The 17,753-nt window shown below is 61.4% G+C and carries 10 protein-coding genes and 1 pseudogene; 8 read left to right on the top strand and 3 right to left on the bottom strand.

Annotation, left to right across the window (positions count from 1 at the left end):
- Positions 1–130: 130 nt before the first annotated feature.
- Positions 131–1,615 carry a sodium/proline symporter PutP gene (gene putP / locus ACP7BX_RS20070; protein WP_314524735.1) on the bottom strand — a complete coding sequence of 495 codons (1,485 nt, stop codon included), beginning with the start codon at positions 1,613–1,615 and terminating at the stop codon, positions 131–133.
- Positions 1,616–2,075: 460 nt separating this feature from the next.
- On the opposite strand from putP, the gene putA reads away from it, so the two are divergent.
- Both putA and ACP7BX_RS20060 read left to right on the top strand, forming a co-directional pair.
- Positions 2,076–6,029, top strand: coding sequence for a trifunctional transcriptional regulator/proline dehydrogenase/L-glutamate gamma-semialdehyde dehydrogenase (gene putA, locus ACP7BX_RS20065; RefSeq protein ID WP_269132644.1), 3,954 nt, complete (start codon positions 2,076–2,078; stop codon positions 6,027–6,029).
- A 141-nt stretch (positions 6,030–6,170) separates the two neighbouring features.
- Positions 6,171–7,973, top strand: a complete 1,803-nt coding sequence (locus ACP7BX_RS20060) for an acyl-CoA dehydrogenase (RefSeq protein WP_426129322.1) — start codon at positions 6,171–6,173, stop codon at positions 7,971–7,973.
- Here ACP7BX_RS20060 and ACP7BX_RS20055 read toward each other — a convergent pair.
- Together ACP7BX_RS20055 and ACP7BX_RS20050 are read right to left on the bottom strand one after the other, a co-directional pair.
- On the bottom strand, positions 7,970–8,263 hold the full coding sequence (locus tag ACP7BX_RS20055; protein WP_426129324.1) for a cell division protein ZapA: 294 nt from the start codon (positions 8,261–8,263) through the stop codon (positions 7,970–7,972). The genes ACP7BX_RS20060 and ACP7BX_RS20055 overlap by 4 nt on opposite strands.
- Entirely contained in the window at positions 8,260–8,490 is a 231-nt protein-coding gene (locus ACP7BX_RS20050; protein WP_016977201.1) for a hypothetical protein, read from the bottom strand. The genes ACP7BX_RS20055 and ACP7BX_RS20050 overlap by 4 nt, the downstream gene beginning before the upstream one ends.
- Before the next feature lie 239 nt (positions 8,491–8,729).
- Here ACP7BX_RS20050 and ACP7BX_RS20045 point away from each other — a divergent pair.
- The 6 genes and pseudogenes from ACP7BX_RS20045 to ACP7BX_RS20020 all read left to right on the top strand — a co-directional run.
- Positions 8,730–9,491, top strand: a pseudogene (locus ACP7BX_RS20045) (MCP four helix bundle domain-containing protein); the annotation flags it as partial.
- Between the two features lie 30 nt (positions 9,492–9,521).
- The gene (locus tag ACP7BX_RS20040) at positions 9,522–10,394 is read left to right on the top strand and encodes a methyl-accepting chemotaxis protein (RefSeq protein WP_370694346.1); all 873 of its coding nucleotides are present in this window, start codon (positions 9,522–9,524) and stop codon (positions 10,392–10,394) included.
- 307 nt (positions 10,395–10,701) lie between these two features.
- Positions 10,702–12,444, top strand: coding sequence for a potassium/proton antiporter (locus ACP7BX_RS20035; protein WP_016977199.1), 1,743 nt, complete (start codon positions 10,702–10,704; stop codon positions 12,442–12,444).
- Between the two features lie 50 nt (positions 12,445–12,494).
- Positions 12,495–15,836, top strand: coding sequence for a mechanosensitive channel MscK (gene mscK / locus ACP7BX_RS20030; protein ID WP_033897792.1), 3,342 nt, complete (start codon positions 12,495–12,497; stop codon positions 15,834–15,836).
- A 48-nt stretch (positions 15,837–15,884) separates the two neighbouring features.
- Positions 15,885–17,348, top strand: coding sequence for a protein adenylyltransferase SelO (gene selO, locus ACP7BX_RS20025; RefSeq protein WP_426129327.1), 1,464 nt, complete (start codon positions 15,885–15,887; stop codon positions 17,346–17,348).
- Positions 17,349–17,469: 121 nt separating this feature from the next.
- Positions 17,470–17,745 (top strand): hypothetical protein, encoded by a 276-nt coding sequence (locus ACP7BX_RS20020; protein WP_426129329.1) that lies wholly within the window; start codon positions 17,470–17,472, stop codon positions 17,743–17,745.
- The last annotated feature ends 8 nt before the right edge of the window (positions 17,746–17,753 follow it).

Below are 17,753 nucleotides of genomic sequence, written 5' to 3'. Positions count from 1 at the left end.
ATCAGTAAAGCCCTACACAAACGCGTCTGAATCCTCTTCTGACCGATGTAAAACGCACGCAAAAAAAGGCCCGCAATCCGTAGGACGCGGGCCTTTCTTTCAACTCACTTGGCGCTAAACACCCAGCGAATTACTTATTGAGGTTGTAGTCTTTTTCCGCAGCATCAAAACGCTCGACCATACCGGCAGTCGGTGCGCCCATCTTGCTCACGAAGTAGATCGCCAGGCTGGCGAAAATAAAGCCTGGGATGATTTCGTACAGACCCAGCAGTTCGAAGTGTTTCCACACAATCACAGTGATCGCGCCAACCAGGATACCGGCCAGTGCGCCGTTGCGGGTCATGCCTTTCCAGATCACCGAGATCAGCACCACAGGACCGAACGCGGCACCGAAGCCGGCCCAGGCGTAGCTCACCAGGCCCAGTACGCGGTTTTCCGGGTTGGCAGCCATGGCGATGGCGATCAGTGCAACCAGCAGCACCATCAGGCGACCGACCCATACCAGCTCAAGCTGGGAGGCGTTTTTGCGCAGAAAGGTCTTGTAGAAGTCTTCGGTCAAGGCGCTGGAGCACACCAGCAATTGGCAGCTCAAGGTGCTCATCACGGCCGCCAGGATGGCCGACAGCAGCACCCCCGCAATCCACGGGTTGAACAGCAGCTTGGCCAGTTCGATGAACACACGCTCGTGGTTCTCGTTCACGGGACCTGCCACTTCCGGATGCGCAGAGAAGTAGGCAATACCGAAGAAACCCACCGCCACGGTGCCGCCCAGGCACAGGATCATCCAGGTCATGGAGATGCGACGCGCGTTGGCAATCGACTTCACCGAATCCGCCGCCATGAAACGCGCGAGGATGTGCGGCTGGCCGAAGTAACCCAGGCCCCAGCCCATCAGCGAAATGATGCCGATGAAGGTGGTGTTTTTCAGCATGTTGAAGTTGTCAGGGTTCTTGGCTTCGATCGCCAGGAACGTGGTGTCGACGCCACCGGTGGCCAGCAGCACGATGATCGGCGTGAGGATCAGCGCGAAAATCATCAGCGTGGCTTGTACGGTGTCGGTCCAGCTCACTGCCAGGAAACCACCGACGAAGGTGTAGGCAATGGTCGCTGCAGCACCGGCCCACAGCGCAGTCTCGTAGGACATGCCGAAGGTGCTTTCAAACAGGCGGGCACCGGCGACGATGCCGGAAGCGCAGTAAATGGTGAAGAACACCAGGATCACCACGGCGGAGATGATCCGCAGCAGGCCGCTCTTGTCTTCGAAACGGCTGGAGAAGTAATCCGGCAGGGTCAGGGCGTCGCCGTTGTGTTCGGTCTGGACCCGCAGGCGACCGGCGACGAACAGCCAGTTGAGGTAGGCACCGACGATCAAGCCGATGGCGATCCAGCTTTCCGACAGGCCAGACATATAGATCGCACCCGGCAGGCCCATCAACAACCAGCCGCTCATGTCGGAAGCGCCGGCCGACAAGGCAGTCACCACGCTACCGAGGCTGCGACCGCCCAGGATGTAATCGGAAAGGTTGTTGGTGGAGCGATAGGCCATGAAGCCAATCAGCACCATTGCTGCGATGTAGATCACGAACGTGATCAGGGTTGGATTACTAACGCTCATAAGAGTGACGCCCTGGCTTTGTTTTTATGTAGCAGCGGTCTGTCAGACGGCCACCCACTGGAAGTAGGTAGACGTAGCTGCGTGCCGCGCATTTATGACTGACGTTTCCCCAGGAAAGCCGTCAGCCGATGAACCGACTCGTTGAGGTGGTTGCACCTTGGGCGCGAATGCTATTCAACAAAGCAAATAAGGTGCAACCAGTTTCGTGAGAATAAGTTGCACCTGGATATGTTTTGCGGAAAACAGCCTGTTTTTGCTCCTTTTCGGAGCAAGAACAGCCGATCTCAGAAGCAAACGCACCAAGGCGGAGCGAAATCCGTCGGCGGTGTGTTTTTTTCCCGATCACCATCGAAAATTTCCTGAACAAAAAGGGTTGCACCCGGTTGCACCTCTGCATGCGCAAAGCTAATCTTGCCGCCAGCTGATGCCACTCGGTAGTGGCACCCATGAGGATAAGAAAATGGCTACGACCACCCTTGGGGTCAAACTCGACGACCCGACCCGCGAGCGCCTGAAGGCTGCCGCGACCTCCATTGATCGCACGCCGCACTGGCTGATCAAGCAGGCGATTTTCAATTACCTGGAGAAACTGGAGGGTGGTGCAACCCTGACCGAACTCAATGGTTTGAGCAGCAAGGACGCCGACGATGCGGGCGAGGTCCAGACCGACCACGCCCACCAATGCTTCCTTGAGTTCGCCGAGAGCATCCTGCCGCAATCCGTATTGCGCGCCTCGATCACTGCCGCTTACCGCCGCCCCGAGCCGGAAGTGGTGCCGATGCTGATCGAGCAGGCCCGCCTGCCGGCGCCGATGGCCGAAGCCACCAATAAGCTGGCGGCCTCGATCGCTGAAAAACTGCGTAACCAGAAGAGTGCCGGCGGCCGTGCCGGTATTGTTCAGGGCCTGCTGCAGGAGTTTTCCCTGTCGTCCCAGGAAGGCGTGGCACTGATGTGCTTGGCCGAAGCGCTGCTGCGTATCCCGGACAAGGGCACCCGCGACGCACTGATCCGCGACAAGATCAGCACCGGCAACTGGCAGCCGCACCTGGGCAACAGCCCGTCGCTGTTCGTCAACGCCGCGACCTGGGGCTTGCTGCTGACCGGTAAACTGGTCGCCACCCACAACGAAGCGGGCCTGACCTCGTCCCTGAGCCGCATCATCGGCAAGAGCGGCGAGCCGATGATCCGCAAGGGCGTCGACATGGCGATGCGCCTGATGGGCGAGCAGTTCGTCACCGGCGAAACCATTGCCGAGGCCCTGGCCAACGCGAGCAAGTTCGAAGCCAAGGGCTTCCGCTACTCCTACGACATGCTCGGTGAAGCCGCGCTGACTGAACACGACGCGCAGAAGTACCTGGCCTCGTACGAACAAGCCATCCATTCGATCGGCAAAGCGTCCCACGGCCGTGGGATTTATGAAGGCCCGGGCATTTCCATCAAGCTGTCGGCCCTGCACCCGCGCTACAGCCGTGCGCAATACGAGCGCGTGATGGACGAGTTGTACCCGCGCCTGCTGTCCCTGACCCTGCTGGCCAAGCAATACGACATCGGCTTGAACATCGACGCCGAAGAAGCCGACCGGCTGGAGCTGTCCCTGGACCTGCTCGAACGCCTGTGCTTCGAGCCGCAACTGACCGGCTGGAACGGCATCGGTTTCGTGATCCAGGCCTACCAGAAGCGTTGCCCGTATGTGATCGACTACGTCATCGACCTGGCGCGCCGCAGCCGCCATCGCCTGATGATCCGCCTGGTAAAAGGCGCGTACTGGGACAGCGAGATCAAGCGCGCCCAAGTCGAAGGCCTGGAAGGCTACCCGGTCTACACCCGCAAGGTGTACACCGACGTTTCCTACATTGCCTGCGCACGCAAACTGCTGTCGGTGCCGGAAGTCATCTACCCGCAGTTCGCCACGCACAACGCCCACACGCTGTCGGCCATCTACCATATTGCCGGTCAGAACTATTACCCCGGCCAGTACGAATTCCAATGCCTGCACGGCATGGGCGAACCGCTGTACGAACAGGTTGTCGGCAAGGTTTCCGAAGGTAAGCTGAACCGTCCGTGCCGCGTGTACGCACCGGTTGGCACCCACGAAACGCTGCTGGCTTACCTGGTGCGTCGCCTGTTGGAAAACGGCGCGAATACCTCGTTCGTCAACCGCATTGCCGACCAGTCCATCTCCATTCAGGAGCTGGTGGCCGATCCAGTGGCCAGCATCGAGCAAATGGCCACGCTGGAAGGCGGCTTCGGCCTGCCGCACCCGCGCATCCCCTTGCCGCGTGACCTGTACGGCAGCGACCGCGCCAACTCGGCCGGTATCGACCTGGCCAACGAACACCGCTTGGCGTCGCTGTCCTGCGCCTTGCTGGCCACCGCGCACAACCACTGGAAAGCGGCGCCGATGCTCGGCTGCGCCTCCAGCGAGCAACCCGCCGCACCGGTACTGAACCCGTCCGACCTGCGTGACGTGGTCGGTCACGTACAAGAAGCCACCGTTCAAGACGTCGACAACGCGATCCAGTGCGCCATCAGCGCCGGTCCGATCTGGCAGGCCACCCCGCCCGCCGAGCGCGCCGCCATCCTGGAACGTGCCGCCGACCTGATGGAAGGCGAGATCCAACCGCTGATGGGCCTGCTGGCTCGCGAAGCCGGCAAGACCTTCGCCAACGCCATCGCCGAAGTGCGTGAAGCCGTGGATTTCCTGCGCTACTACGCGGTGCAGGCACGTAACGACTTCACCAACGACGCCCACCGCCCGCTGGGCCCGGTGGTCTGCATCAGTCCGTGGAACTTCCCGCTGGCCATCTTCAGCGGCCAAGTCGCCGCCGCATTGGCTGCCGGCAACCCGGTACTGGCCAAGCCTGCCGAGCAAACCCCGCTGGTCGCCGCGCAAGCCGTGCGCATCCTGTTGGAAGCCGGTATTCCGGAAGGCGTGCTGCAACTGCTGCCGGGCCAGGGCGAAACCGTCGGTGCCCGCCTGGTGGGTGATGATCGCGTCAAAGGCGTGATGTTCACCGGCTCCACCGAAGTGGCGCGCCTGCTGCAACGCAATGTCGCCGGCCGCCTGGACGCCCAGGGCCGCCCGATCCCGCTGATCGCCGAAACCGGTGGCCAGAACGCGATGATCGTCGACTCCTCGGCGCTGACCGAACAAGTAGTCATCGACGTGGTGTCCTCGGCCTTCGACAGTGCCGGCCAACGCTGCTCGGCCCTGCGCGTGCTGTGCCTGCAGGAAGATTCGGCAGACCGTGTCATCGAAATGCTCAAGGGCGCCATGGCGGAATGCCGTTTGGGTAACCCGGAGCGCCTGTCCGTCGACATCGGCCCGGTGATCGACGCCGAAGCCAAAGCCGGCATCGAGAAACACATCCAGGCCATGCGCGACAAAGGCCGCAATGTGTACCAGGTAGCGATTGCCGACGGTGAAGAGATCAAGCGTGGCACCTTCGTGATGCCAACCCTGATCGAGCTGGAAAGCTTCGACGAACTGCAACGCGAGATCTTCGGTCCGGTGCTGCACGTGGTGCGCTACAAGCGCAAAGAGATCGACCAGCTCATCGGCCAGATCAACGCTTCCGGCTATGGCCTGACCCTGGGCGTGCACACCCGTATCGACGAGACCATCGCAAAGGTGATCGACAACGTCCATGCCGGTAACGTCTACGTGAACCGCAACATCGTCGGTGCTGTGGTCGGCGTGCAACCGTTCGGCGGCGAAGGCCTGTCGGGCACTGGCCCGAAAGCCGGTGGCCCGCTGTACCTGTACCGCCTGCTATCGACGCGCCCTACGGATGCCATCGAGCAATCCTTCGTACGCGGCGACGCATTGGCCGCACCGGACGTGCGCCTGCGTGACGCCATGAGCCAGCCGCTGACCGCCCTGAAAACCTGGGCTGACAGCAATAAGTTCAGCGACCTGAGTGCCCTGTGCAGCCAGTTCGCCGCGCAATCGCAAAGCGGTATCACCCGCCAACTGGCTGGCCCGACTGGCGAACGCAACAGCTACGCCATCCTGCCCCGCGAGCACGTACTGTGCCTGGCGGAAGTGGAAGGCGACCTGTTGACGCAACTGGCGGCAGTGTTGGCTGTGGGCGGCTCGGCAGTATGGCCCGAATCCGACCTGACCAAGGCCTTGTTCCCACGCCTGCCTAAAGAGATTCAGGCGAAGATCAAGCGCGTGGCCGACTGGACCAAGGACGACGTGGTGTTTGATGCAGTTCTGCATCACGGTGATTCCGATCAATTGCGCGCGGTGTGCCAGCAAGTGGCGCAGCGTGGTGGGGCGATTGTCGGGGTGCATGGCTTGTCGCAGGGCGAGACGGCGATTGCGCTGGAGCGCTTGGTGATCGAGCGGGCGTTGAGCGTTAACACCGCTGCGGCGGGCGGTAACGCCAGCCTGATGACCATCGGCTAACGGTAAACCCTGTGGGAGCTGGCTTGCCAGCTCCCACAGGAACCGAGTTTGTTCTGGCCTTCCATCACCCAAATCAATCTTGCTATCCACCCTCCATTCGCGCACTTAGACTCAGGCCAATTCCTCTAAAGGTAAGCCGCCATGTCCGAGACGCTGCTCAGTTCCCGCAATCTGGCTTTCGAGCTGTACGAAGTCCTCGATGCCGAGGGTCTGACCCAGCGCGAGCGGTTTGCCGACCACAATCGTGAAACCTTCGACGCGGCCATCAGCACCGCCCGCACCATCGCGGAAAAGTACTTCGCCCCGCACAACCGCAAGAACGACGAAAACGAACCGCGCTACGAAGACGGCCAGGCCATCCTGATCCCGGAAGTGAAACCCGCCGTGGACGCCTTCCTGGAGGCCGGCTTTCTCAACGCCGCGCGCAGTTTCGAAGCCGGTGGCATGCAACTGCCGACCCTGCTGTCCCAAGCCTGTTTTGCGCACTTCCAGTCGGCCAACGCGGCATCCACTTCCTATCCATTCCTGACCATGGGCGCCGCCAACCTGATCGAGAGCTTCGGCACTGAGGATCAGAAACGACGCTTCCTGCAACCGATGATTGACGGCCGTTTCTTCGGCACCATGGCCCTCACCGAACCCCACGCCGGTTCTTCGCTGTCAGATATTCGTACACGCGCAGAGCCTGCGGCTGACGGCAGCTATCGACTCAAAGGCAACAAGATCTTCATTTCCGGCGGCGACCACCCGCTGTCGGAAAACATCGTGCACATGGTGCTGGCCAAACTGCCGGACGCGCCGGCCGGGGTAAAGGGCATTTCGTTGTTTATCGTGCCCAAATTCCTGGTCAACGACGACGGCAGCCTGGGCGAGCGCAACGATGTATTGCTGGCGGGGCTGTTCCACAAGATGGGCTGGCGCGGCACCACGTCTACCGCGCTGAACTTCGGCGATCACGGGAACTGCGTCGGCTATCTGGTGGGCAAGCCGCACCAGGGGTTGAGCTGCATGTTCCAGATGATGAACGAGGCGCGGATTGGTGTCGGCATGGGCGCGGTCATGCTCGGTTACGCCGGCTACCTCTACTCCTTGGAGTACGCCCGCGAACGCCCGCAAGGTCGCCTGCCCGACAGTAAAGATCCCACGACCGCACCGGTCTCGATCATTCAGCATGCGGACATCAAGCGCATGCTGCTCACCCAAAAATCCTACGTGGAAGGCGCCTTCGACCTCGGCCTCTACGCCGCGCGGCTGTTCGACGACACCACCACCTTGGTCACCGAAACCGAGCGCAAGCAAGCCCACGAACTGCTGGACCTGCTCACGCCCATCGTCAAATCCTGGCCGTCGGAGTTCTGCCTCAAGGCCAACGAGTTGGCGATCCAGATTCTCGGCGGCCACGGCTACACCCGCGAATACCCGGTGGAGCAGTATTACCGCGACAACCGCCTGAACCCGATCCACGAAGGCACCCATGGCATCCAGTCCCTGGATCTGCTCGGGCGCAAACTGGCGCAGAACGGCGGCGCGGGCTTGAAGCAACTCATCCGACTGATCGCCGAAACCGGCGCCCGCGCCCAGGAATACCCAAGCCTTACCGCGCTGAGGGAACCGCTGGAACAACTGGTCAACCGCCTGCAAAGCGTCACTCTCGGTTTGCTGACGGATCTCGCCCACGGCAAGGTCAACAGCAGCCTGGCGAACTCAGCGCTGTACTTGAAAGTGTTCGGGCATACGGTGATTGGCTGGCGCTGGCTGGAACAGGCGATTCACGCCGAAGCAGGCTTGGCCAAGGGCAATGCGGCGGATGTGGCCTTCTATAAAGGCAAGCTCCAGGCCGCCCGGTACTTCCTGACCTGGGAAGTGCCGAGCTGCCATCATGAACTGGCAATCTTGGAGGCCCGTGATGACACGTGCCTCGGCATGCAAGATGAGTGGTTCTAAGGCGTTCCGATCGCCTTGGAAATCACATCGACCGTGGCGCTGACTTGCTCTTGGTAACGGTCGAGTTCCTGCTGGTGCGCCTGCTGCATTTCGATCTGCTCGGCGCACAGGTTCAGCGCCGCCAGCACCAGTAGCTTGTCACCGATCAGGGTCGGGTACTTCTTCTTGGTGGTGGCCAGGGACGCCTTGAGCAGGGTCACGGCGTGCATCAGGGTTTTCTCTTCCCCGGTCGGTGCCTTGATCGAGTAATCCTCTCCGAGAATCGAAACGACCTTTATCCCTTCACTCATGCGCCGACAGGCCCTGCGCTCACACGCTCAACCAGCGCCTGGATACGCGCAGCGGTGGCGCCGTGCTTTTCTTCCTGCTCCATCAGGTTCAGTTGCAGGCTGTCGTTCTCATCCTTGGCGCGGGCCAGTTCCGCCTTGAGGGATTCGTTGGTGCCCAGCAGGTCCTGGTTCTGCTGTACCAGGTCGCTGACCAGTTGTTCCAATTGGCTGAGGGATGCTTCTAACATTTTGATTTCTCGGGCTTTTTCAAAGGGCGGTGACGATAAAGAAAATTCACCTCGGATGCCAGGGTTATCCCCGGCGCGCAGCCCGATTTTTAAGGGCCGGGCCGCACTTTCGAGCCTTAGTGACTGCATTTACCGGATCTGGTTCCTGAATCCGCGAAACCCCTCGTCAGATGCGACAAAACCGCACACGCCCCTTTAGACTTTAGTCGTACGACCGATAGAGAGGGACACCCCGTCTCATGGCCGCACGGATCGCGCTTCTCCCCCAGGATTCCCGCATGTCGCTTCGTAATATGAATATCGCTCCGAGGGCCTTCCTCGGCTTCGCGTTTATTGGCGCGTTGATGTTGTTTCTCGGTGTGTTTGCCCTGAACCAGATGAGCAAGATCCGTGGCGCCACCGAAGACATCACCCTGTCCAGCGTGCCGAGCATTCGTGCCCTCGATGAATTTACCCAGCTGACCCTGCGATTGCGGGTGCTGTCGTACCGCCTGCTGACCAACCGCGAGCCGGAGGTTCAGCAAAAGACCCTGGAAGCCTTTGAACTGCGTAACCAGCAGATTCGCACCGCCCAGGGCATCTACGAAAAACTCATCGAGAGCAGCGAAGAGCGCTCAACCTACGACGAATACGTGCGCCTGCTGGGCCAGTACCATCAGATTGAAGAGCGCATGAAGAGCCTGTCGCGCGCCAATCAAGTGGAGGAACTGCGCGCCCTGCTCAACACCGAACTGCTGAGCAACTCCGAGCAGGTCAACGCAGTGCTCACCCGTCTGCTGGACATCAACAACAAGATGGCCCTGGCCACCAATCAGCAAGCCGAAGACCAATACAACCTGGCCTTTGACCTGGTGGTCGGCCTGCTGGTGATCGCCACGGCGTTGACCCTGCTGTTCGCCTGGCTACTGACCCGCAGTATCACCCTGCCTATTTCCCAGGCACTCGAAGCCGCCGAAGAAGTGGCCGAAGGCAACCTGACGCGTCCGATCAAAGTCGACGGTAACGACGAAGCCGGGCGCCTGCTGGCCGCCATGGCCAAGATGCAGGACAAGCTGCGCGACACCCTGCAACGCATCGCCGGGTCAGCGACCCAACTGGCGTCGGCTGCCGAGGAACTGAACGCCGTCACCGACGAAAGCGCCCGCGGCCTGACCCAGCAGAACAACGAAATCGAACAAGCCGCCACGGCGGTGAACGAGATGACCAGCGCCGTCGAAGAAGTCGCCCGCAATGCGGTGAGCACCTCCGAAGCTTCGCGCAACGCCACCACCTCCGCCGGCGATGGCCGTGACCTGGTGCAGGAAACCGTCAGCGCCATCGAACGCATGAGCGGCGACGTGCAAGCCACGGCCACACTGATTGGCGACCTGGCCAATGAGTCGCGCGACATCGGCAAGGTGCTGGATGTGATTCGCGGCCTGGCCGACCAGACCAACCTGCTGGCCCTGAACGCAGCGATTGAAGCGGCGCGTGCCGGTGAAGCCGGTCGCGGTTTTGCGGTGGTGGCCGATGAAGTGCGCGCCCTGGCCCATCGCACGCAGCAATCGACCAGCGAGATCGAGCGGATGATCGGCAGTATCCAGGCCGGCACCGAGCACGCGGTGGATTCGATGCGCAACAGCACCGAACGCGCCGAATCGACGCTGAACATCGCCAAAGGCGCCGGCATGTCGCTGGATACCATCAATACCGCGATTGTCGAGATCAATGAACGCAACCTGGTGATCGCCAGCGCGGCGGAAGAGCAGGCCCAAGTGGCGCGGGAAGTGGATCGCAACCTAGTGAATATTCGTGACCTGTCGGTGCAATCAGCGACCGGCGCCAGCCAGACCAGTGCGGCGAGCAGTGAACTGTCGCGCCTGGCGGTGGACTTGAACGGAATGGTCGGCCGCTTCCGCCTCTAACTGACCCCGACCGACTGTAGTGAGCGGGCTTGCCCCGCGCTGGGCTGCGAAGCAGCCCCAAAACCAGTCACCGCATACTGTCTGTAAACATGAGGTGTTCCTGTTGGGGCTGCTCCGCAGCCCAGCGCAGGGCAAGCCTGCTCACTACAAGGGCCCTGCCCACCACAGCAAGCCAGCTTCCACATTAACCCTGCACGAATCAGAAAAAGCTTTTTGACAGTGCAGCAATTCAACAGGTTAGAATCGCTGGCACGCAGACTGCATGGTCAGTTTGCGCCCCGTCTTGTTTGCTCATGGAGTACTGCCTTTGAATGCGACGACCATCAACAGCCTGTTCTTGATCGGCGCGTTGCTGGTGAGTGCGAGCATTCTGGTGAGTTCTCTTTCGTCCCGCCTGGGTATCCCGATCCTGGTGATCATCCTGGCTGTTGGCATGGTCGCCGGCGTCGATGGCGGCGGCATCATCTTCGATAACTACCCAACCGCCTACCTGGTGGGCAACCTCGCCCTGGCCGTGATCCTGCTCGATGGCGGTTTGCGCACACGGGTGGCGAGTTTCCGCGTGGCACTCTGGCCGGCGTTGTCGCTGGCCACGGTGGGGGTGTTGATTACCACCGGCCTCACCGGCATGGCTGCGGCCTGGCTGTTTGACCTCAATATCATCCAAGGCTTGTTGATTGGCGCGATTGTCGGCTCCACGGACGCAGCGGCAGTGTTCTCGCTGCTCGGCGGCAAGGGCCTCAACGAACGGGTCACTGCCAGCCTGGAAATCGAATCCGGCAGCAACGACCCCATGGCGGTGTTCCTCACCGTCACCTTGATCGACATGCTGGCCAGCGGCCAGACCGGCCTGCACTGGAGCCTGCTGACGCACTTGGTGCGTGAGTTCGGCATCGGCGGCGTGGTCGGCCTGGGCGGCGGCTGGCTGATGCTGCAAATGGTCAACCGCATCAACCTGGCCACTGGCTTGTACCCGATCCTGGTGATCGCCGGCGGCCTGTTCGTGTTCGCGGTGACCAACGCTTTGCACGGCAGCGGCTTCCTCGCCGTGTACCTGTGCGGCCTGGTGATCGGCAACCGCCCTGTGCGCAGCCGTCATGGCATTTTGCATATGCTCGACGGCATGGCCTGGTTGGCACAGATCGGCATGTTCCTGGTGCTGGGCCTGCTGGTCACGCCCCATGACTTGCTGCCCATCGCCCTGCCGGCCCTGGGCCTGGCGCTGTGGATGATCCTGTTTGCACGGCCGCTGTCGGTGATGGTCGGCCTGCTGCCGTTCAAGGCGTTCCACGGACGCGAAAAAGCCTTTATCGCCTGGGTCGGCCTGCGCGGCGCGGTGCCGATCATTCTGGCGGTGTTCCCGCTGATGGCCGGCCTGCCCCACGCGCAGCTGTACTTCAACCTGGCGTTCTTTATCGTGCTGGTGTCGCTGCTGGTGCAGGGCACGAGCCTGCCGTGGGTGGCCAAGCTGCTCAAGGTCACCGTACCGCCGGACCCGGCGCCGATTTCCCGTGCCGCCCTGGAAGTGCACGTCACCAGCGAGTGGGAGTTGTTCGTCTACCGCCTGGGCGCGGAAAAATGGTGCATCGGCGCCGCCCTGCGTGAGCTGAAAATGCCCGAAGGCACGCGGATCGCTGCACTGTTCCGTGGCCAGCAACTGCTCCATCCGTCGGGTAGTACCGTGCTGGAAGTCGGCGATTTGCTCTGCGTGATCGGCCATGAACACAACCTGCCGGCCCTGGGCAAACTCTTCAGCCAGGCGCCGCAACGCGGTCTGGACCTGCGTTTCTTCGGCGACTTCGTGCTGGAAGGCGACGCCCAGCTGGGCGCGGTTTCCGCGCTGTACGGCCTGAAGCTGGAGGGCATCGACCCGGATATGCCGCTGAGCAGTTTCATCACCCAGAAAGTCGGCGGCGCGCCCATCGTCGGCGACCAGGTGGAATGGAACAACACCATCTGGACCGTCGCGGTCATGGACGGGAACAAGATCGGCAAAGTGGGCGTCAGATTCCCCGAAGGAAGTCGCCCGGGCCCCGGACTCTTCCTCTAAACTGCGGGGCGACGACGCCCCCGATTCTTCACCTTGCAAGACCGGTCTCTATGCCTACCCTGCGCACGTTCCTCGCCACTGCCCTGCTGGGCCTGACCCTTTGTGTCGGCACCGTTCACGCGGCCGACCCGCCCAGCGCCGACGCCATCCAGCAAACCCTGGACAAGCTGCCCGACCGCAAGCTGCCCGACGCCGACATGAAGGCGCTGCAGACCATCCTGCAGCAGACCCTGACCTACCTGGGCAACAAGCAGGATTACGAGCAGCGCCTGGTCGACCTCAAGCGCCAGCTGGAAGACGCGCCGCGCGAGACCGCCGACAACCAGCGCGAACTGACCCGGCTCAAGGCCACCAAAATCATCCCGGTCGCCCAGCGCTACGCCACCCTGCCGGTGCCGCAGCTGGAGCAACTGTTGGTGCAGCGCACCACCCAGCAAGGCGACCTGCAAAAAGAACTGGCCGACGCCAACAGCCTGTCCATTGCCGCCCAGACCCGTCCCGAACGCGCCCAGACCGAAATCAGCAGCAGCCAGACGCGCATCCTGCAGATCAATTCGATCCTCAAGGCCGGCAAGGACAACGGCAAGGCCCTGACCGGCGACCAGCGCAACCAGCTCAACGCCGAACTCGCCGCCCTCAACGCACTGATCCCGTTGCGCCGCCAGGAACTGGCCGGCAACAGCCAACTGCAAGACCTGGGCAACAGCCAGCACGACCTGGTGATGGAAAAAACTGCGCGCCTGGAACAAGAAATCCAGGACCTGCAAACCCTGATCAACCAGAAGCGCCTGGCCCAATCCCAACAAACGGTCACCCAACAGTCCATCGAAGCGCAAAAAGCCGGCGGCAGCAGCCTGCTCGCCACCGAGAGCGCGGCCAACCTGAAGCTGTCCGACTACCTGCTCAAAAGCACCGACCGCCTCAACGATCTGACCCAGAAGAACCTGAAAACCAAGCAACAACTCGACACGGTGACCCAGAGCGACTCGGCCCTGGACGAGCAGATCAACGTGCTCAAGGGCAGCCTGTTGCTGTCCAAGATTCTCTACAAACAGAAACAAGCCTTGCCACGCCTGACCGTGGACCGCGACCTGGCGGACGACATCGCCAACATTCGCCTGTACCAGTTCGAGGTCAACCAGCAACGCGAACTGATCAGTTCGCCGAGCGCCTATGTGGATAACTTGCTGGCGAACCAAGCGCCAGAAGACGTCACCCCGCAGCTGCGTCGCACCTTGCTGGAACTGGCGATCACCCGCAGCGACCTGCTGGAGCGCCTGAGCCGTGAGCTGAGCGCGCTGCTCAATGAATCCATCACCCTGCAACTGAACCAGAAACAACTGCTCAGCACCGCCACCACCCTGCGCGCGACGCTGGATGAGCAGATGTTCTGGATCCCCAGCAACAAGCCGCTGGACACCGAATGGCTGGAAACGGTGCCGGCGCACCTGAGCAAGCAAGTCGCCACCTTGCCCTGGGCGTCCAGCGTCAGCGAACTGTATGACGGCCTGACCCAGCGCCCATTGCTGTTCCTGCCGCTGCTGCTGTTGATTGGCGCGCTGCTGTGGCGCCGTAAAAACCTGTACCAGCGCCTGAACAAGGTGCATCTGGACATTGGCCACTTCAAGCGCGATAGCCAGTGGCACACGCCCCAGGCCATCCTGATCAATATCCTGCTGGCGATGCCGGTTTCCCTGGGCTTGGCGCTGTGCGGCTACGCGCTGCAGATCGACGCCCGTGGGCAGAACGCCAACCTTGGCTCGGCCCTGCTGCAGATCGCCCAGGCCTGGCTGGTGTTCTACACCGCTTATCGCATCCTGGCGCCGGGTGGCGTGGCGGAGCTGCACTTTCGCTGGGAAAAACCCCAGGTCGAATTCCTGCAAGGCTGGGTACGCAAACTCGGGCTGGTGGTATTGGCCCTGGTGGCCGTGGTGGCCATTGCCGAGCACCAACCGGCGGCGCTGGCCGACGATGTGCTGGGCATTGGTGTGGTACTCACCTGCTACGCGCTGATGGCCTGGCTGCTCGGGCGCCTGTTGCTCAACAGCCCGACCCATGAAAAAGCCTCACTGTTCCGCAAGGCCGTGGGCCTGTTGTTTACCGCGCTGCCGGTCGCGTTGTTTATCGCCGTGTGCTTTGGCTACTACTACACCGCGCTCAAGCTCAGTGACCGCCTGATCAACACCCTGTACCTGCTGATGTTCTGGCTGGTGATCGAAGCCACCTTCGTTCGCGGCCTGGGCGTTGCCGCCCGACGACTGGCCTATGCGCGTGCCCTGGCCAAACGCCAGGCCGCCAAGGAAGCCGGCGACGGTGAAGCAGTGATCGAAGAACCGACCCTGGACATCGAACAGGTCAACGAACAATCCATGCGCCTGATCCGCCTGGCCTTGCTCGGCGGTTTTATCGCGGCGCTGTACTGGGTGTGGTCGGACCTGATCTCGGTGTTTTCGTACCTGGATAACGTCACGTTGTACGAATACACCAGTGGCACCGGCGCCAATATCAGCATGGTGCCGATCAGCATCGGCGACTTGCTCGGCGCGCTGATCATCATCGGCATCACCTTCGCCCTGGCGCGCAACCTGCCCGGCCTGCTCGAGGTGCTGGTGCTGTCCAAGCTGGACCTGGCCCAGGGCAGTGCCTATGCGACCACCACGCTGCTGTCGTATGTGATTGCCGGCGTCGGTTTCGTCTCCACCCTGTCCACCCTCGGCGTGAGCTGGGACAAGTTGCAATGGCTGGTGGCGGCGCTGTCGGTGGGCTTGGGTTTCGGTATGCAGGAAATCTTCGCCAACTTCATCTCCGGCATCATGATCCTGTTCGAACGCCCGGTGCGCATCGGCGACACCATCACCATCGGCAACCTGTCGGGCACGGTGAGCAAGATTCGCATCCGCGCCACCACGATCACCGACTTTGATCGCAAGGACATCATTGTCCCGAACAAAACCTTCATCACCGGGCAACTGATCAACTGGTCGCTGACCGACACCATCACCCGCGTCACCCTCAAACTCGGCGTGGACTACGGCTCCGACCTGGACCGCGTGAAGGAACTGCTGCTCAAGGCCGCCCGCGACAACCCTCGGGTACTGAAGGAGCCAGAGCCCCACGTGTACTTCCTCAACTTCGGCGAAAGCACCCTCGACCACGAACTGCGCATGCACGTGCGCGACCTGGGCGACCGCAACCCGGTGATCGACGAAGTGAACCGCTTTATCAATCGCGAGTTCAAGAAAGAGAGCATCAACATTTCGTTCCGCCAGATGGAGGTCTACCTCAAGAACCTCCACGGCCAGGAATACAAGTTGGTGGAAGTCGACACCCCACCCGCCAAGCCCGCCAACGACGGCGGCGTGCAGGAACCACCGCCGAGCAAACTCGACTAACCGCGCTATCCCCAGCAGAATGCTCGGACATTCTGCTGGAGATGGCCGGTGAAAGCCCTCGACGAACTGACCTTCGACAACCGCTTCGCACGCCTGGGCGACGCGTTCTCGACCCACGTATTGCCTGAGCCCCTCGACGCGCCGCGCCTGGTTGTGGCGAGTGAGGCCGCCCTGGCCCTGCTCGACCTTGATCCCGCCGTGGCCGAAACACCGGTATTTGCCGAGCTGTTTGGCGGGCACAAGCTGTGGGCCGAGGCGGAACCCCGGGCGATGGTCTATTCCGGGCATCAATTCGGCGGCTACACCCCGCAACTGGGTGACGGCCGTGGCTTGTTGCTGGGCGAGGTGTACAACGAAGCCGGCGAGCACTGGGACCTGCACCTCAAGGGCGCCGGCATGACGCCCTACTCACGCATGGGCGATGGTCGCGCGGTGTTGCGCTCGTCGATCCGCGAGTTCCTGGCCTCCGAAGCGCTGCACGCGCTGGGCATCCCCAGCAGCCGTGCGCTGTGCGTGATCGGCTCCGACACCCCCGTGTGGCGCGAGAAGCAGGAACGCGGCGCGATGGTATTGCGCATGGCACACAGCCATATCCGCTTCGGACATTTCGAATACTTCTACTACACCAAAAAGCCCGAGCAGCAAGCGCTGTTGGCCGAACACGTATTGAACCTGCACTACCCCGAGTGCCGCGAACAGCCCGAGCCGTACCTGGCGATGTTCCGCGAAATCGTCGAGCGCAATGCCGAGCTGATCGCCAAATGGCAGGCTTACGGCTTCTGCCACGGCGTGATGAACACCGACAACATGTCGATCCTGGGCATCACTTTCGACTTCGGGCCGTTTGCGTTTTTGGATGACTTTGACGCGCACTTCATCTGCAACCACTCGGATCACGAAGGGCGCTATTCCTTCAGCAATCAGGTGCCGATTGGGCAGTGGAATTTGAGTGCATTGGCGCAGGCGCTGACACCGTTTATCAGCGTCGATGCGTTGAAGGAAGCACTTGGGTTGTATCTGCCGCTTTATCAAGCGAACTACCTGGACCTGATGCGCCGCCGCCTGGGACTCACCACCGCCGAGGACGATGACCAACACTTGGTGGAGCGTCTATTGAAGCTGATGCAGAACAGCGGCGTGGATTACACCCTGTTCTTCCGCCGCCTGGGGGATGAGTCGGCGGCGTTGGCCGTGGCGCGGTTGCGCGATGACTTTGTCGATCTGGCCGGGTTTGATGCCTGGGCCGAGCAGTACAAGGCGCGTGTTGCACGGGATGGTGACTACAGCGAGGAACAGCGCCGTGCGCGGATGCACGCGGTGAACCCGCTGTACATCCTGCGCAACTACCTGGCGCAAAACGCCATCGCGGCCGCTGAATCCGGGGATTACAGCGAGGTGCGGCGGCTGCATGAGGTGCTTTCCAAGCCGTTTGAGGAGCAAGCAGGGATGGAGCAATACGCACAGCGTCCGCCGGATTGGGGGAAGCATTTGGAGATTAGTTGCTCGTCGTGAAAGGACATATTCAGAAATAAAGACCGGACGCGCCTGACATCATTAAACATCTCTTCGCATTAGGGTCGCCTTGTTGCAATCACGCAACGAACCTTAAGCAGATATGAAATGGAGGTGCGTCATGGGCGTCGATGTTCCAAACCTGGAATCGGTGTGCGATCACGCTACACCCGATAAATATTCCGCTGTTCGTCTACATATGGACCTGTCCTTCCCTCATCACGAGCTGTCTCAAGTCAATCATTGGCTGGAGCAGCACGCCTGGAAAGATCTTGAGCTGTTTTTGATCGAGCGATACCCGCAGCACAGGGAGGTCATTGAGCTTTGGCTCGAAGGCAGCCAAGCCAGGGCTGAGGCTAATGAGCCAATCCCCGCTCTTCGTGCAGTGAATACGTAGCAATGACA

Source organism: Pseudomonas sp. DWP3-1-3b3, assembly GCF_049896305.1.
Classification (GTDB): domain Bacteria; phylum Pseudomonadota; class Gammaproteobacteria; order Pseudomonadales; family Pseudomonadaceae; genus Aquipseudomonas; species Aquipseudomonas azotoformans_A.
The sequence above is the reverse complement of the archived record's forward strand: the minus strand, read 5'-3'. Positions and strand labels throughout refer to the sequence as shown.